Here is a 13,132-nt window from a genome sequence, read left to right as displayed (position 1 = left end):
CCCACAAAGGGGAGGGAGGAAGAGGGGACCGAATGACCACCTTTGACGAACCCGCCCGCCTGGCGAGCCTCTACGCCGCGCAGGCCCAGGCGCAGGCGCTGTTCGCCGGGATCGAGGCCGCCGGCCTGATCCGCGCCGGCGTGCTGGAGAGCGTGCTTTCCAACGAGATCCACGCCCTGGCCGCCGAGCAGTTCGGGGTCCAGGCCCACTGGCATCGCAAGATCGTGCGCACCGGCGCCAACACCGTGGCCACCTTCCACGATCCGACGCCGGACCTGACGATCGCCGCCGACGACATCCTATTCCTCGACTTCGGTCCGGTGTTCGACAACTGGGAGGCCGACTTTGGCCGCACCTTCGTGCTCGGCGACGATCGCGTGAAGCAGGCCCTGCGCCGCGACCTCGGCGTCGTCTGGACCGAGCTGCGGGACGTCTACGAAGCCCATCCCGACATCACCGGCGAGCAGCTCTATGCCGAAGCCCACAGGGCGGCCGAACGGCGCGGCTGGATCTTCGGCGGCCAGATCGCCGGCCACCTGGTGGGGGAGTTCCCGCACACAGCGTTCCCGGGCGAGCGCTCTGTCTCGCTGATCGCGCCGGGCAACGATATGCGCATGCGCGACCGCGACGCCGACGGCCGCGAACGCTACTGGATCCTGGAGGTCCACCTGGTGGAGCCGCAAGGCCGGTTCGGGGCGTTCAGCGAGGAATTGCTGAGCCGGTAGGGCGGCGCCCTCCCCTTCATGGGGAGGGTGAAAGTCCTACTGGCGTTCCATCTTCACCACGAGCGGGTTGGGCTTCAGGTCCATCATGGCGCCGGTGGCGAGATCGACCCCCGCGCCGATGACACCCCCCAGGATGACGTTGCCGGCCATGCCCGCGCCGCCGGCGCCGGAGATTTCGTGGACCACCTGGGTGGTGACGGTCTTATAGCCCGGCTTGGTGAGGGTGACCGTGAACTCGGACTTGCGCGGCATCTTGAAGGTGCAGGGCGTGGCGTCGCAGGCGAAACCCGCGGTGGTGCTCACCTTGGCGCCGATGGGGTCAGTCTCGACGGTCCAGGCTTCGGTGGAACCACGGGTAACCGTGGCGCAGGCGGTGCTGCTGAGCGCGACGCACACGATAGCGGCCGCCCGCAAGGCGTTTGAAAGATTAGACATTTGTGGAACGCCCCCCGGCGCGACTAAAAAAACTGAACAGGCGCGGACCGTCGCGGCAACGGCCTAGCTTGTCAATCCTAAGTTGAAGAACCAGGAGAATGTTCCAGGAGGACCTGAGGAGGCGATCGGGCGTCCCGGCTCTTGGCGGGAGGGTCTCGACCTTGCGCTGGACGGTCGTCCTGCTGGCGCCGAAGACGCACGGAGGGAGCCGCGGGCGAAGGGGGAGCCGGAGAAGGGGCGGATTTGGTGGAGTATGCCCTAGCCGCCGGCCGATCCCCGCGGGCCGCTTGATGGACAAGATGTAACTGCGCCCCCGGGCGGGGGAACCCTAGTCTTTCCGCGCGATAGGGGAGGGCTCCGATGAGCGGGGAGAGAATCAGGCGTGCATCCCTGGCGGCGTCGGCCGCCGATGTGAAGGCGACCCTCACCTACTATCCGGCCGGCTTGGTCCAGCCCGATCATGGCCACGGCGATCCGCACATCTCCCTGGTGCTGACCGGGGGATTTGAGGAGGCGGCGTCCGGCGGACGGACGGAGGCGCGGATGGGCGACCTGCTGCAGCGGCGCGAGGGCCATTCTCACCACGTCACCTATGGCCGGCATGGCGCCCTGATCGTGACGCTGCAGCCCGGGGCGGCCGATCCGCCCCGGCTGGACGCGATCCCGGCGCGCGCCCGATTCGGAGGTTCCTCGGTGGACGAGACCCCGGCATGGCTGCTGACGGCCCGGGCGGCCCTGCTGGAAAATCCCGCCGGCCAGTCGATCTCGCATCTCGCCGCCCGGTTCGGGGTGCATCGGGTCCACTTCTCGCGGGCCTTCTGCGACCATTTCGGAGTGCGTCCGAGCGTCGTGCGCCGCCAAGCCATGGTCAGCCACGCGCTCGCCCTGGCGCTGGGCAAGGGGGAGCCGCTGGCGGCCTGCGCCCAGGCGTCCGGATTCGCCGATCAAGCCCATCTGACCCGCGCCGTGAAGGCCGTCTGCGGCCTGCCCCCGGCGCGGCTTAGGCAGTTGCTGGCCTAGGTCGGGGGGCCGCTTCATTCGTTCAAGACAGTCGGTCCGCGCGCCCCGACAGTGTGTGCGAACCCGAGGATCATGCGGCATGGCGGCGTTGGACGAGGAGGGCTGGGCGGCCCGGCGCCCCTGGCGGGCCTATGCCCTGTACTGGGGACTGGCCTGTCTGATCAGTTGGTCGATCCTGGGCCTGGCCGCTCACCCCAAGACCGCGGCGGACGGGGTCGAAGCCCTGCTGGCCAACCCGGCGCTGTTGATCGCAAAGTTCGGCCCCAGCCTGGCGGGCCTCATCCTGCTGGCGGTCGGGGGGCGGGGTTTGCGCGCCCGGTTCGTGGCGGCCGCGCGCGGGATCGGTCCGGTGACGCTGCTGCTGGCGGTGACGGTTCCAGGCCTGCTGACCGCCGCCGCCCTGGCCCTGGCCGGGGTGCTGGGCGGGCAGGATCCCCGCGCGGTGGCGACGGGTCTGACCCTCGGGGGCGCGGCCTACTGGATCGCCGTCAGGACCTTTCTCGGGGGTGGTCTCGGCGAAGAGCTCGGCTTGCGAGGCGTCGCCCTGCCGCTGCTCCTGTCGCGCACCGGTCCCCGTCGGGCGAGCCTGGCGCTGGGGGTCTGCTGGGCGCTCTGGCATCTGCCTGTGCTGCTGGGCAAGCCACCCCTGGTGTGGCTTGGCCAGTTGATCCTGACGGTCTCGGTCAGCCTGATCCTCACCTTCGTCTGGGTCAGGTTCCGGCCCTCCTTGGCGGCCGCGATCCTGTTCCACGGCGCGCTCAATGGCTGGTCGGTCTATGCCGCCCAGGGCTGGGTGCCGGGCCTCGAGGCCCTGGACGCCTGGCAGATCATCCGGCTCGCCGCCCTGCTGTTGATTGCCCTTGCCCTGCTGCCGCTCCGGTGGTCGCCCGCCCCTAGAGGAGACACGTGATGTCGCCGTTCTTCAACCGCCGCGCCGCCGTCCTGGGCCTCCTCCTTTCCATGGCGGGCGGGTTGGCCCAGGCCGAGGAAAAGCAGCTCCCGGCCGCCAAGGCGTTTCCCTTTCTGGGGGCCTATCTGAGCCTGGCGCCCGGCGCCCGCGATCGCTTCCATCTCGCCTACAGGCTGTACGCCAAGACCGGCCGCCTGGCGGGGACCCAGGTCTGGCTGGTCATGGACGGTCGGCGGACTCCGCTGCCGTTCACCCCCGACGGACAGGTCAATCCGCCGAGTCGCGCCGCCGACCTTGAGCGGGCCCAGATCGCCGTCTCCATCCCGCCGGGGGCAAAGATCGGCATCCGGATGGAGGTCGCGGCCAGTCTCGCGCCGCGCACCGACTATGCCGCCTCGGCCCTGCAGGCCAGCCTGGACCAGGCCAATGCCGGGATGCGGGCGGGCGTGCCTCTGCTGGGTCCGCCGAAGCTGCGACGCGTGACGTTCCAGGGCGCGCAGGCGGGCGAGGCGGCGCCGCGCTCAGGGGCCAGCACCGCCCTGCCGACCGGCCCCGACGGACCCTATTATGAGCCGGACGGCGTCGCAGGGACGACGATACGCCTGCGCCGGGCTCCGACGGTGATCCTGCTGCAGGCGCGGGGCTAGGGACGCCTAGGCCCGCCTCGCTAGCGTCCCCACGACCCCCAGGCAGATCCGCAGCTGGCCGGCGAAGTAGAGCGCCCAGATGGCCAAGCCGATGAGGGGGCTGTGTTCGAGCGGGCCGAGGCGGGCGAAGATCAGCAGGTCCGAGGCCACGAACATCAGGGCGCCGAGGCTGACGCTCATCCTGGGGAAACGACTGATCCAGGCGGACGCCGCCATGGCGGCCAGGCCTGCGGCGTAGAGGGCGATGCCCGGGGCGCCGGCGCGGTCGGCGGGCAGCAGGTAGGCGGTGATCACCGTGGCCGGGATGATGAGCAGGGCCAGCAGCAGCTGGCTGCGCGTCAGGCTGGGGCGGCGGTTGCGCAGGTACAGCGCGATGGCGACAAGGTGGCCGGCCAGGAAGGCCACGGCGCCGGGGATCATGCCGTGGGTCTCCAGCAGCACGTCGCCGGCGGCGCCCAACGCCATGACGGCGGCGATCAGCCAGCCGTCCAGGGCCTTGGCGCGCGTCGCGGCATAGACCGCCAGCAGGGCGACGCCCGAGCCCTTCCAGGCGATCATCGCGGCGCCGGGCAGGGCGAAACGGTTGGCGGCCAGGAAGCTGACCCCGCCGAGGATGGCGAGCGCCAGGATGAGTTTCGGCAGCAGGCCTGGCCGGTCCATGTGATCTCTCCCCCGAGTTGATCCGTAGTCTAGTCGCGTTGCCGCGCGGGCGCCCAGGGCGACGCCGAATTCCCCTTGGGAGGGAAGGCGATGTGCTAGAGTCGCCGCCGCTGCGTCGCCCTGCTTCGGGGCGCGAAAGGACACCGCCATGGCCAAGGGTCAGAAGAAGAGCAACAAGGAAACCCGCAAGCCCAAGGCCGACAAGCCCAAGGCGACCGCGCCGGCCGGCTGGACCCCCAACGTCCTGAAGAAGTAGGGCGTCTCCCATGGCCATGGAGACGGTCCACCTGGTCCAGTCCTACATCGCCGGCAAGGGCAAGGGGCTGAAGGCCGAGCCCGTGGTGATCTGCAAGTCGGCCGAAGAGGCGCGACGCAAGGCCGACCGGCTGTCAGACACCCGGCTTGGCGTCGTGGCGTTCTCGGCCTCGGCCGACGCCGAGCTGGGCGACTATGACGAGAACCCGGTGATCCTGTTCAAGGCCGGGCAGCTCCCGCCGCCGTTCGACGAAGCCTAGGCTTCGTCGAACGAGTCTTTGTTGGCGCGGGATGCGGGCGGAAAACCGCTCCGCACTTTTCCTCATCCCGCTCGTCGACGAGGCCTAGGCTTCGTCAAACGAGCCTAGATCACCGCCCCTCGGCCCACGGGTCGAGCGGCTGGTGCGCCTCGTGGCGGACGACGAACCAATAGCCGAGGACGAAGGCCAGCAGGCCGCAGACTGCGCCGCCCAGGAAGCCGGCCGGCGTGGCGAACCACAGGGTCAGGCCCAGGATGGAGCTCCCCAGGGCGACCATCGCCCAGCGGACCAGCATGTTGAAGACGTGGTAGGTGCGCTCGTGCGCGAGCAGCTCGGACTCAGACGTCATGGATGATCCTCCAAAAACGGTCATATCCCCGGCGCTGAGCTTAGCAGATATCAGTGTTCTTCCGCCATCATCTCCGGCGTGATGACGTAGGCGCCGTCCAGGAAGGCTGTGATCTCGCGGGCTCCCGGATGGTCGAAGGCGGCGTAGCGCTGGCGCAGCACGGGCAGGGCGTCGCCGAGGCGGTCACGGCCGGTGTCGTGCAGCAGGGTCAGGTGGCCCTGGACGCGGCGGGCGAGGTCGGGACCCAGCACCTCGTTGGCGGCGGCGAGGAAGGCCTGGCCGTACTGGTAGTCGTCGCCGAGCCGGTAGCTCTGCGCCAGGCTGATGGCCGGGATGCGGCTGAGGATCGGCTGCAGGGCCGGGTTCACGGCGTGGGCGGCGATGTGGCCTGCGATACTGGCCGGGCGGCCGGTGAAGGCGCGCAGGTGCAGGTGGGGCGACATGCGCGGCCCGTCATTGACCGGATAGTTGTCCCAAAGGAACGGCTTGCGGCCCAGTTGCTGCGTCACGCGCGCCAGGTGGCCTGGGGTGAACTCCCGCGAACAGACCTCCTCGCCGGTCCAGAAGATCTCGATGGCGGGGTCCAGCAGACGCCCGAACGCTTCGAGGTAGTCGGCCGGCCGCGCCCCGAAGGCGCGGTCGAGGCCGGGGTCGTCGGAATAGTAGGTGGGGCAGGCGACGATGCGGGTCGCCGTCGTGCGCTGCGCGATCCAGTGCAGGATCTGCACCTGGGTGGCGGCCAGGTCGGGCAGGTCGCCGCGCATGTCGTCGAACAGGATGCCCAGGTCCTGCACCCCGATGACGTCGAAGAAGGCGAGCTTGCGGGCCAGGGCTTCCTGCGCGTCGGCGTTGAAATCGCGGTAGAGCTCGAAGGGGCTCAAGCCCACCCCGAAGCGGACGCCGTGCTCGCCGCAGGCGTCGGCCAGGCCCATCAGCTCGGCGCCCATCTCGGCGGGATGCTCCTGCTGCCAGGCGCGGCGCAGATAGGGGTCGGCCTTCGGCGCATACATGTAAAACTTGTAGCCGTGGGGCGAGAGCGCGGCGACTTGGTCGCGGCGGTCCTGCCAGCTCCAAGGGGTCCCGTAGTAGCCCTCGATGATGCCGAGTTCGGTCATGGCAGGTCCTTGGGGCGGAGTACGGCGATGGCCCGGCTCGGGAAGTCGGCGCCGCCCTCGACGATCCTGGCCACGGTGAAGCCTGCGGCCGCGGCAAGCTGGCGGAAATAGGCGCGACTTGTCCAGGCCGACATGTAGTTGCTGCCCTCAAGGGCGTTGTTCCAGACCACGTAGTCCTCGTTGGCCAGCCGGGCGCGGACCTCTGGAGGTCCCCAGGCCTGGGCGTAGGTTTCGTCGTGGAAGGTCAGGATGGCGCAGCCGCCGGCCTTCAGCAGGCGGCGCAGTTCGGCCAGCCAGGCGCGCGCGGTGGCCTCGGTCAGGTGGGTCAGGACGGAGTAGGAATAGGCCAGGTCCAGGCTGGCGGCCTCGAAGGGGAGGGGCGGCTGCAGGCCGGTGCGCAGGTAGCGGCCGGGCAGGGCTTGCGCGCACCAAGCCGCCAGCTTGGGATGGATGTCGACACCGAGGAACTGGCCGCCCGCGGCGGTGACGTCCTGGGCCAGCCAGCGGGCGATGCGGCCGCAACCGACGCCCCAGTCGAGGACTGTGCGGGGCGTGGCGAGGTCGATGCCTTGCTCAAGGGCGAGGGCCCGGAACTGGGCGGCGTCCTCGCGGCCGCGTTCGGAATACCAGCGCTGGCCGGAGGTGCTGGCGATCAAGGTGATGAGGGGCGGCGGCGGCATGGGCAGACCGTCGTCCACGCTCTCCGACGCGATGGCCGCCAGCCTGGCCTCGCGCCAGCGGTAATAGGGGCCGATGAGGCCGGTGACCTCCAGGACGCGCCGGATCTTGGTCTTGAGGGTCATGGTGCGACCTGGGCCAGGAGCCAGTCACGGAAGGCTGTGATCTTGGCGGCGCGGCGGCGGTCGGCGGGATAGACCAGCCAGTAGCCGTTTCCGAAGGAGATGCGGGCGTCGAAGGGGCAGACCAGCCGCCCCTGGGCGATGTCGGCCCCGAACAGGACCGGGGAGCCCAGGGCCACGCCGTGACCGGCCAGGGCGGCGGCCACCTCCAGGGACTGGGCGTCGGCGGCCAGGCGCGGTGTGCCCTCGATGGAGGGCGCCTGCACCCCCGCGGCGGCGAACCAGGCATCCCATTCGCTGGCCAGGCCGATCAGGGGCGCCTTCAGCAGGTCGCGGGGTTCGGTGAGGTTCAGGTCGCGGGCCATCTGCGGCGTGCAGAGCGGCGCGCCGTCGGCGGAGAACAGGTAGTGGCTGGCCAGGCCCGGCCATTCGCCGGAGCCGGAGCGGATCGCCACGTCCATGTCCTCGCGGGTCAGATCGACGACCCGGCCGCTGGCCTCCAGGCGTACGGCGATCTGCGGGTGGGCCAGCTGGAAGGCGCCCAGGCGCGGAGCCAGCCAGACGGTGGCCAGGGACTGCAGGGTGGTGATGGCCAGGACGCCTTCCCCGGTGTCGGTGAGGTCGGAGAGCGCGGCGCGCAGGACGGTGACCGCCTCACTGGCCGCCCGGGCCAGGCGTTCGCCCGAGGGGGTCAGCACCACCTCACGGGGCAGGCGGCGGAAAAGGGGCTGATCGAGGCGCTGCTCCAGGGCCTTCACCTGCCAGGAAACGGCGGCCTGGGTGATGTTCAGCTCGGCGGCGGCGCGGGTGAAGCTGCCAAGCCGGGCCGCGGCCTCGAAGACCCGGATGGCGCTGAGCGGCAGGGTGGCGAGCGGGTCTGACATAAGCTGACCTAATGCTTAGAGCAGGAGGATCGCTTTGTCACCAGGGGTCGAAGGGCCGAAAACCCGGTCATCAGATAAGGAGACTGGTGATGGACGAGTTGGACAGGAAGGACGTGCCGTTCGGCTGGGTCCTGTGGATTCAGCAGGTCGTGGCGGCGCGGAAGTCGAGGCGGCGGGCGCGGCCCTGGGGTGATCCGCCGCGGGGAAATGCGGGAGACCTGCATTGGCTGGCTGGCCCGCACTAGCAAACCGTCATCCCCGGGCTTGTCCCGGGGACCCATGGTCACAGCGTCTGTCCAGGGCGCGCGACGCGGCCGCTGACGCTTACGGAACATCGGAGAACATGGGTGGCCGGGACAAGCCCGGCCATGACGATCCTGATTTGAGCTTAGCCCTTCACGGGCGGCGGCGGGGCGCAGCGGCCGGCGCGGGCCTGGACCACGAAGAACAGGGCCCGAGACGCCGCGAAGTTGCGATGTTCGGTGATCGCGCTGGTGGGCTCGCCCGTTACCAGGCTGATCGCGTCGGACGGACCGGCGGGACCTGAGAGCGAGGCCTGGTTCCACTTGGAGAGCGCCGAGTTGCAGGCCGCGACGGTGGCGTCGGCCACCACGTCGGCACTGTCCTTGGCGCCGGCCAGGCTATAGGCCCAGCGGTGCAGGCAGTCCTCCACCGGCGCGGCGACGTCGGCTGACACGGCCGGCGCCAGGGCCGGAACCCCGGCGGTGGTGGCCGGGGCGGCGGGCGTGGTGGCGAAGGGCGTGCAGATACCCTTGGCCACCTTCACGCCGTCATTGTCGCTACAGGCGGTGAGCGACAGAGCCGCGATCGCCGCCAGGCTCACGGCTCTCATCGGGGCGATCACTGGTCACACACGCGGGTCTGATAGTAGCTGACCTGGCCACGGTCGTCATAATACGGCTTGCTCACCATGCGGCAGCTGTAGGCGGCCTGCCGATAGTTGGAGTTGCGATAGGCGCCGCGGTTGCTGGTGCGCGTGTAGCTGCGGCTGGTGTCGCACTTGGTGCGGGCGAGCTGGTTGCCCACCACCGCGCCGCCGACGCCGCCGATGACAGCGCCCTTGCCGTTACCCACCGCATTGCCGATCAGGGCGCCGCCGAGGGCGCCCAGCACGGTGCCGGTCACCTTGCGGTCGTGGGCGCGCTGGTCACAGGCGGTGCGCGCGCTGGCCAGGGTGGGCGCGGTGACGGCAGCCGCCACCAAACCGGTAATCAAAAGCATACGACGCATAGCCAAGCCTCCTCGAATCCTAAAGTCCCTCAGCCGACACAACGCCTCGCGCGTTGGATGGATGCGCCTGCCTTGCTGGCGCCTCGATTGACCGGAAAAAGCCCCGGCCCGAACCTCAAGCGGAGAAGCGCGTGCGTAGAGTCTGGATCCTGGCCGCCGCGGCGGTGCTGGCGAGCTGCAGTCCCAAGGCCAAGACCGGGGCCGAGGCCAAGTACGCGGGCCTGGATGAGGCGATCCTGGCCTGGCGCCAGCAGATCGTGAAGACCGACAAGGCCTGCAGCGCCAAGGCCGATGGCTGCCAGTCCTTCGAGGTAGGCTGCAAGGGTGAGCGCGAGATCACCCCCATCGACCAAGCCAAGGGGGTCAGCGCCAAGCTGGTGGTGGCCATGAGCTGGGAAGGCTGGGACGCCGTGCGCAGCGAGTACCGGCCGGAGTCCGGGTTCTCAGAGTTCACCAAGGTGGACGGTGGCTGGTTGCGCGGGGCGACAGCGCCGGTCAATCTGAGCACCTGCGTCAGTTCGTAAGGACGCCAATTTCGGAACCCGACCGAATCCCAGGCGTACTCCGGCCATGTTTGCTATCAGACATTCCCGCCAGATTGTGGCGCAGAAGACGAAGAAGCTGAGCCGGTGACCGAAGCCGAGAGTAAGGACGCCCGGGTCCGGTCGCTGATGGCGACGGGGATCCTGGACACCGAGGCCGAGACCGCCTTCGATGATGTCGTCCGGCTGGCCGCCCTGGTGTGCAAGACACCGATCGCGGTGGTGAGCTTCGTCGACGCCGAGCGTCAATGGTTCAAGGCCAAGGTCGGTCTGGAGGTCAGCGAGACGCCGGTGGAGATGGCGATCTGTCGCCACGTCCTGGTCTGCGAGGATATCGAGGTCTTCCCTGACCTGACCAAGGATACGCGGACAGTCGGTAACGTCCTGGTGACCGAGACCCCGTCTCTGCGGTTCTACGCCGGGGCGCGGGTGGACAGTCCCGACGGCGTCCCCATCGGATCGGTCGCGGTGATCGACACCGTGCCGCGGCCAGAGGGCCTGACCGCCGAACAGACCGAAACCCTGCTGGCCCTGGCCCGCCAGGTGATGGCGCAGCTGGCCATGCGGGCCCAGGCGGTCAAGCTGAAGGATGGTGAGGACCGGTTTCGGGCCATCGCCGACTCCATGCCGCAGATGGTCTGGTCGACCCTGCCGGACGGCTATCACGACTACTACAACGCCCGCTGGTACGAGTTCACCGGCATGGAGCCTGGCGCCACCGACGGCGAGGCCTGGAACGACATGTTCCACCCGGACGACCGGGAGCGGGCCTGGGCGCTGTGGAGCCACAGCCTGGAAACCGGCGTGCCCTACGAGATCGAATACCGGCTGCGTCGCCACGACGGCGCCTATCGCTGGACCCTGGGCCGGGCCCTGCCGATCCGTGACGAGGCCGGCTATATCACCCGCTGGTTCGGCACCTGCACCGACATCGACGACGCCAAGCGGCTGGCCGAGGAGCGCGAGCTGGTCAGCCAGGAGCTGAGCCACCGGATCAAGAACATCTTCGCGGTGATCTCGGGACTGATCTCACTGTCGGCGCGGACCCATCCGGAGTCCAAGGCCTATGCGATGGCCCTGCGCGACCGGGTGATGGCCCTGGGCCGGGCCCACGACTTCGTGCGGCCCCATAGCAAGGTCTCGCAGCCCAACGCCCGGGCGGCGACAGCCTTCGCGCTGCTGAGCGAGCTGTTCTCCCCCTATGACGGGGCCGGCGGCCTGCGGATCAGCCTGGAGGGCGACGACATCGGCATCGACGACCGGGCCGCGACACCCCTGGCCCTGATCTTCCACGAGCTGGCCACCAATGCGGCCAAGTACGGGGCGCTGTCGGCGGCGGGCGGACATGTCTCGATCACCGCCAACCGGATGGGCGACGACTACCGGCTGATCTGGCGTGAGACCGGCGGCCCGGCCGTGGCGGGACCGCCGGCGGTGGAGGGCTTCGGCTCGACGCTTTCGAAGGTGTCGGTGGAGGGGCAGCTGGGCGGGACGCTGGTCCGCGAGTGGCTGCCGCAGGGATTGCAGGTGACGATGGTTGCGCCCGCCAAGTCCTACACGCGGCCGAGCCGGGTGAACTGACAACATTCCCGCTCATCCCGGCGAAGGCCGGGACCCAGGTCGTAGGTCGTGGCCGGCGTCAGGAATCCTGAGAGCGGGAGATGAATCTGGGTCCCGGCCTTCGCCGGGATGAGCGGATTTTCGCTACGCAAACAGCCGCAGCTCGCCCGGGGGCGAGAGCAGGGGGCTGCGGCGGCCGGCGTATTCGACGACGTCGGCGACGGCCTTGCGCGAGGCGGGCTTGGGCAGCACGCCGATCGTGCCGGCGACGCCGTCCCGCAGCAGGCCGGGATTGGCGGTGACGAAGACCACGGCGGCGCGGCGGTCAGCCAGGGCGCGGCCGATGCCGACGCCGGTCTCGCCGTCGCGGAGGTTCAGGTCCACCAGGGCGACGTCGATGTCCTCGTCGGCGAAGGCCTCGAAGCTGCGGCGGTCGGGTGCGATGCCCACGACGGTATGGCCCAGGTCGTTGAGGGTTTCCTCAAGTTCCATGGCGACCAGGATCTCGTCTTCGACAATCAGTACCCGCACAATCCAACTCCGTACTCAGGCGTTCTCGCCCTGCAGGGGGAATGCGGCCAGCGACGGATGGTTGCGAGGAGAAGTGTCAGGAAGCCGACTTTCAGTTTCGTGTGGATTCCAAGGTACAGTCGTGGGCGAGCAGGAGGCCCAGATGCCTGACGACCCTAAGACGCAGCGATGGGACGGACCGCCGCTGGGGGCCTGGAAAGCCTGGACGCCGGAGCAGACGGCCGCGCGGCTGGCGGGGGTGGCCGCGCCCTGGTGCGTGGTGGGGGGCTGGGCGCTGGATGTGTGGTTGGGACGTGAGAGCCGGGTCCATGAGGACCTGGAGATCGCTGTCCCCAAGCCGTTCCTCCCGCAGATGCGGGCGCAGCTGGCGGGACTTGATCTCTATTCCGTGGGGGATGGCGATGTTCTCACCTTGCCGCCCTACGCCGAGCCGCCGGAAGACAAGTACCAAATCTGGGTGGCGGAGGGTGGCGCCTGGCGTCTGGACGTGATGGCCGAGCCGGGTGACGCCGCGACCTGGGTGTTCCGGCGCGACGAGAGCGTGACAGCGCCAAGGGCGCAGCTGATGGGGCTGTCGCCGACAGGCGTGCCCTATCTGAAGCCGCAGGGGGCGTTGCTCTATAAGGCCGCCAAGCTCCGGCCGAAGGACCAGGCGGACTTCGCGCTGTTCGCGCCCATGCTGGATGCGGCCGCGAGGGCCTGGCTGCGGGCCATGATCGATCGGCTCTACCCCGGCCATGCCTGGCTGGGCGCCCTGGCCAAATAGAAAAAGGCCCCGACCGCCTGGAGAGGCGATCAGGGCCTGATCTAGCTCGACCTATGCCCGAAGGCGCTAAGTCTTACTTCTTGGGTTCGGCAGCGGCGTCGACCTTGGCTTCGGTCGCGGCGGCGGCGGCGTCGCCCGAGGCCTTCATGGCGTCGCCAGCCTTGTCGCCGGCTTCCTTGGCGGCGTCGGTGGCGGTGTCGGCGGCGTCCTTCGCGGTGGCGGAGGCGTCCATGGCGGCGGCGGCGGCTTGGTCGGCGGTGGCGTCAGCGGCGACCGGGGCCGGGGCTTCTTCCTTCTTGGTGCAGGCGGCGGCGGCGAGGCCGAGGGCGGCAACAGTCATCAGGGTGGCAAAACGCATGGTGGTCTCCGAATTTTTGGGGGCTATGGCTTGAGCTGGACGCCACCCCCGCGTGGCGTTCAGT

The 13,132-nt window shown here is 69.6% G+C and carries 19 protein-coding genes; 9 read left to right on the top strand and 10 right to left on the bottom strand.

Going from position 1 to position 13,132, the window contains the following annotated elements:
• Window positions 1–32: 32 nt before the first annotated feature.
• Window positions 33–725 (top strand): M24 family metallopeptidase, encoded by a 693-nt coding sequence (locus JKL49_RS15560; protein ID WP_215341534.1) that lies wholly within the window; start codon window positions 33–35, stop codon window positions 723–725.
• 36 nt (window positions 726–761) lie between these two features.
• Here the strand turns inward: JKL49_RS15560 and JKL49_RS15555 are convergent, their stop codons facing one another.
• Window positions 762–1,160 (bottom strand): PEGA domain-containing protein, encoded by a 399-nt coding sequence (locus tag JKL49_RS15555; protein WP_215341533.1) that lies wholly within the window; start codon window positions 1,158–1,160, stop codon window positions 762–764.
• A 360-nt stretch (window positions 1,161–1,520) separates the two neighbouring features.
• On the opposite strand from JKL49_RS15555, the gene JKL49_RS15550 reads away from it, so the two are divergent.
• The 3 genes from JKL49_RS15550 to JKL49_RS15540 all read left to right on the top strand — a co-directional run bounded on the left by JKL49_RS15550 (window position 1,521) and on the right by JKL49_RS15540 (window position 3,737).
• Window positions 1,521–2,180 carry a helix-turn-helix domain-containing protein gene (locus tag JKL49_RS15550; protein ID WP_215341532.1) on the top strand — a complete coding sequence of 220 codons (660 nt, stop codon included), beginning with the start codon at window positions 1,521–1,523 and terminating at the stop codon, window positions 2,178–2,180.
• A gap of 79 nt (window positions 2,181–2,259) precedes the next feature.
• On the top strand, window positions 2,260–3,090 hold the full coding sequence (locus JKL49_RS15545) for a CPBP family intramembrane glutamic endopeptidase (protein WP_215341531.1): 831 nt from the start codon (window positions 2,260–2,262) through the stop codon (window positions 3,088–3,090).
• A complete protein-coding gene (locus JKL49_RS15540; RefSeq protein WP_215341530.1) occupies window positions 3,090–3,737 on the top strand; it encodes a DUF2987 domain-containing protein in 648 nt (215 codons plus the stop codon). Before JKL49_RS15545 ends, JKL49_RS15540 begins: the two co-directional genes overlap by 1 nt.
• 6 nt (window positions 3,738–3,743) lie before the next feature.
• On the opposite strand, the gene JKL49_RS15535 is transcribed toward JKL49_RS15540, so the two are convergent.
• Window positions 3,744–4,397 (bottom strand): lysoplasmalogenase family protein, encoded by a 654-nt coding sequence (locus JKL49_RS15535; RefSeq protein WP_215341529.1) that lies wholly within the window; start codon window positions 4,395–4,397, stop codon window positions 3,744–3,746.
• Between the two features lie 148 nt (window positions 4,398–4,545).
• Between JKL49_RS15535 and JKL49_RS21050 the strand changes: the two genes are divergently transcribed.
• Window positions 4,546–4,653 (top strand): hypothetical protein, encoded by a 108-nt coding sequence (locus tag JKL49_RS21050; protein ID WP_249778097.1) that lies wholly within the window; start codon window positions 4,546–4,548, stop codon window positions 4,651–4,653.
• Between the two features lie 10 nt (window positions 4,654–4,663).
• Window positions 4,664–4,912 (top strand): hypothetical protein, encoded by a 249-nt coding sequence (locus JKL49_RS15530; RefSeq protein WP_215341528.1) that lies wholly within the window; start codon window positions 4,664–4,666, stop codon window positions 4,910–4,912.
• Window positions 4,913–5,021: 109 nt separating this feature from the next.
• Here the strand turns inward: JKL49_RS15530 and JKL49_RS15525 are convergent, their stop codons facing one another.
• From JKL49_RS15525 to JKL49_RS15500, 6 genes are all read right to left on the bottom strand, one after another.
• Window positions 5,022–5,261 (bottom strand): hypothetical protein, encoded by a 240-nt coding sequence (locus tag JKL49_RS15525; protein ID WP_249778096.1) that lies wholly within the window; start codon window positions 5,259–5,261, stop codon window positions 5,022–5,024.
• A 50-nt stretch (window positions 5,262–5,311) separates the two neighbouring features.
• Window positions 5,312–6,376 carry a beta-N-acetylglucosaminidase domain-containing protein gene (locus tag JKL49_RS15520; RefSeq protein WP_215341526.1) on the bottom strand — a complete coding sequence of 355 codons (1,065 nt, stop codon included), beginning with the start codon at window positions 6,374–6,376 and terminating at the stop codon, window positions 5,312–5,314.
• Window positions 6,373–7,179, bottom strand: a complete 807-nt coding sequence (locus JKL49_RS15515; RefSeq protein WP_215341525.1) for a class I SAM-dependent methyltransferase — start codon at window positions 7,177–7,179, stop codon at window positions 6,373–6,375. The genes JKL49_RS15520 and JKL49_RS15515 overlap by 4 nt, the downstream gene beginning before the upstream one ends.
• Entirely contained in the window at window positions 7,176–8,060 is an 885-nt protein-coding gene (locus JKL49_RS15510) for a LysR substrate-binding domain-containing protein (RefSeq protein WP_215341524.1), read from the bottom strand. Before JKL49_RS15510 ends, JKL49_RS15515 begins: the two co-directional genes overlap by 4 nt.
• 388 nt (window positions 8,061–8,448) lie before the next feature.
• Window positions 8,449–8,913, bottom strand: a complete 465-nt coding sequence (locus JKL49_RS15505) for a hypothetical protein (protein ID WP_215341523.1) — start codon at window positions 8,911–8,913, stop codon at window positions 8,449–8,451.
• An 8-nt stretch (window positions 8,914–8,921) separates the two neighbouring features.
• Window positions 8,922–9,311 carry a YMGG-like glycine zipper-containing protein gene (locus tag JKL49_RS15500; RefSeq protein WP_215341522.1) on the bottom strand — a complete coding sequence of 130 codons (390 nt, stop codon included), beginning with the start codon at window positions 9,309–9,311 and terminating at the stop codon, window positions 8,922–8,924.
• A 131-nt stretch (window positions 9,312–9,442) separates the two neighbouring features.
• Between JKL49_RS15500 and JKL49_RS15495 the strand changes: the two genes are divergently transcribed.
• Together JKL49_RS15495 and JKL49_RS15490 are read left to right on the top strand one after the other, a co-directional pair.
• A complete protein-coding gene (locus JKL49_RS15495) occupies window positions 9,443–9,835 on the top strand; it encodes a hypothetical protein (protein ID WP_215341521.1) in 393 nt (130 codons plus the stop codon).
• A gap of 105 nt (window positions 9,836–9,940) precedes the next feature.
• A complete protein-coding gene (locus JKL49_RS15490; RefSeq protein ID WP_215341520.1) occupies window positions 9,941–11,434 on the top strand; it encodes a sensor histidine kinase in 1,494 nt (497 codons plus the stop codon).
• A 123-nt stretch (window positions 11,435–11,557) separates the two neighbouring features.
• On the opposite strand, the gene JKL49_RS15485 is transcribed toward JKL49_RS15490, so the two are convergent.
• A complete protein-coding gene (locus JKL49_RS15485) occupies window positions 11,558–11,944 on the bottom strand; it encodes a response regulator (RefSeq protein WP_347340394.1) in 387 nt (128 codons plus the stop codon).
• Between the two features lie 142 nt (window positions 11,945–12,086).
• On the opposite strand from JKL49_RS15485, the gene JKL49_RS15480 reads away from it, so the two are divergent.
• On the top strand, window positions 12,087–12,710 hold the full coding sequence (locus tag JKL49_RS15480; RefSeq protein WP_215341519.1) for a nucleotidyltransferase domain-containing protein: 624 nt from the start codon (window positions 12,087–12,089) through the stop codon (window positions 12,708–12,710).
• Between the two features lie 73 nt (window positions 12,711–12,783).
• Here JKL49_RS15480 and JKL49_RS15475 read toward each other — a convergent pair whose 3' ends face one another.
• A complete protein-coding gene (locus JKL49_RS15475) occupies window positions 12,784–13,068 on the bottom strand; it encodes a hypothetical protein (protein ID WP_215341518.1) in 285 nt (94 codons plus the stop codon).
• Window positions 13,069–13,132: the final 64 nt, after the last annotated feature.

Source organism: Phenylobacterium glaciei (assembly GCF_016772415.1).
GTDB classification, from domain to species: domain Bacteria; phylum Pseudomonadota; class Alphaproteobacteria; order Caulobacterales; family Caulobacteraceae; genus Phenylobacterium; species Phenylobacterium glaciei.
The sequence above is the reverse complement of the archived record's forward strand: the minus strand, read 5'-3'. Positions and strand labels throughout refer to the sequence as shown.

What these genes read in the sequence shown, in the direction of transcription:
- JKL49_RS15560 (WP_215341534.1), top strand. Translation starts at nt 33, where the DNA reads ATGACCACCTTTGACGAACCCGCCCGCCTGGCGAGCCTCTACGCCGCG.
- JKL49_RS15555 (WP_215341533.1), bottom strand. Translation starts at nt 1,160, where the DNA reads ATGTCTAATCTTTCAAACGCCTTGCGGGCGGCCGCTATCGTGTGCGTC.
- JKL49_RS15550 (WP_215341532.1), top strand. Translation starts at nt 1,521, where the DNA reads ATGAGCGGGGAGAGAATCAGGCGTGCATCCCTGGCGGCGTCGGCCGCC.
- JKL49_RS15545 (WP_215341531.1), top strand. Translation starts at nt 2,260, where the DNA reads ATGGCGGCGTTGGACGAGGAGGGCTGGGCGGCCCGGCGCCCCTGGCGG.
- JKL49_RS15540 (WP_215341530.1), top strand. Translation starts at nt 3,090, where the DNA reads ATGTCGCCGTTCTTCAACCGCCGCGCCGCCGTCCTGGGCCTCCTCCTT.
- JKL49_RS15535 (WP_215341529.1), bottom strand. Translation starts at nt 4,397, where the DNA reads ATGGACCGGCCAGGCCTGCTGCCGAAACTCATCCTGGCGCTCGCCATC.
- JKL49_RS21050 (WP_249778097.1), top strand. Translation starts at nt 4,546, where the DNA reads ATGGCCAAGGGTCAGAAGAAGAGCAACAAGGAAACCCGCAAGCCCAAG.
- JKL49_RS15530 (WP_215341528.1), top strand. Translation starts at nt 4,664, where the DNA reads ATGGCCATGGAGACGGTCCACCTGGTCCAGTCCTACATCGCCGGCAAG.
- JKL49_RS15525 (WP_249778096.1), bottom strand. Translation starts at nt 5,261, where the DNA reads ATGACGTCTGAGTCCGAGCTGCTCGCGCACGAGCGCACCTACCACGTC.
- JKL49_RS15520 (WP_215341526.1), bottom strand. Translation starts at nt 6,376, where the DNA reads ATGACCGAACTCGGCATCATCGAGGGCTACTACGGGACCCCTTGGAGC.
- JKL49_RS15515 (WP_215341525.1), bottom strand. Translation starts at nt 7,179, where the DNA reads ATGACCCTCAAGACCAAGATCCGGCGCGTCCTGGAGGTCACCGGCCTC.
- JKL49_RS15510 (WP_215341524.1), bottom strand. Translation starts at nt 8,060, where the DNA reads ATGTCAGACCCGCTCGCCACCCTGCCGCTCAGCGCCATCCGGGTCTTC.
- JKL49_RS15505 (WP_215341523.1), bottom strand. Translation starts at nt 8,913, where the DNA reads ATGAGAGCCGTGAGCCTGGCGGCGATCGCGGCTCTGTCGCTCACCGCC.
- JKL49_RS15500 (WP_215341522.1), bottom strand. Translation starts at nt 9,311, where the DNA reads ATGCGTCGTATGCTTTTGATTACCGGTTTGGTGGCGGCTGCCGTCACC.
- JKL49_RS15480 (WP_215341519.1), top strand. Translation starts at nt 12,087, where the DNA reads ATGCCTGACGACCCTAAGACGCAGCGATGGGACGGACCGCCGCTGGGG.
- JKL49_RS15475 (WP_215341518.1), bottom strand. Translation starts at nt 13,068, where the DNA reads ATGCGTTTTGCCACCCTGATGACTGTTGCCGCCCTCGGCCTCGCCGCC.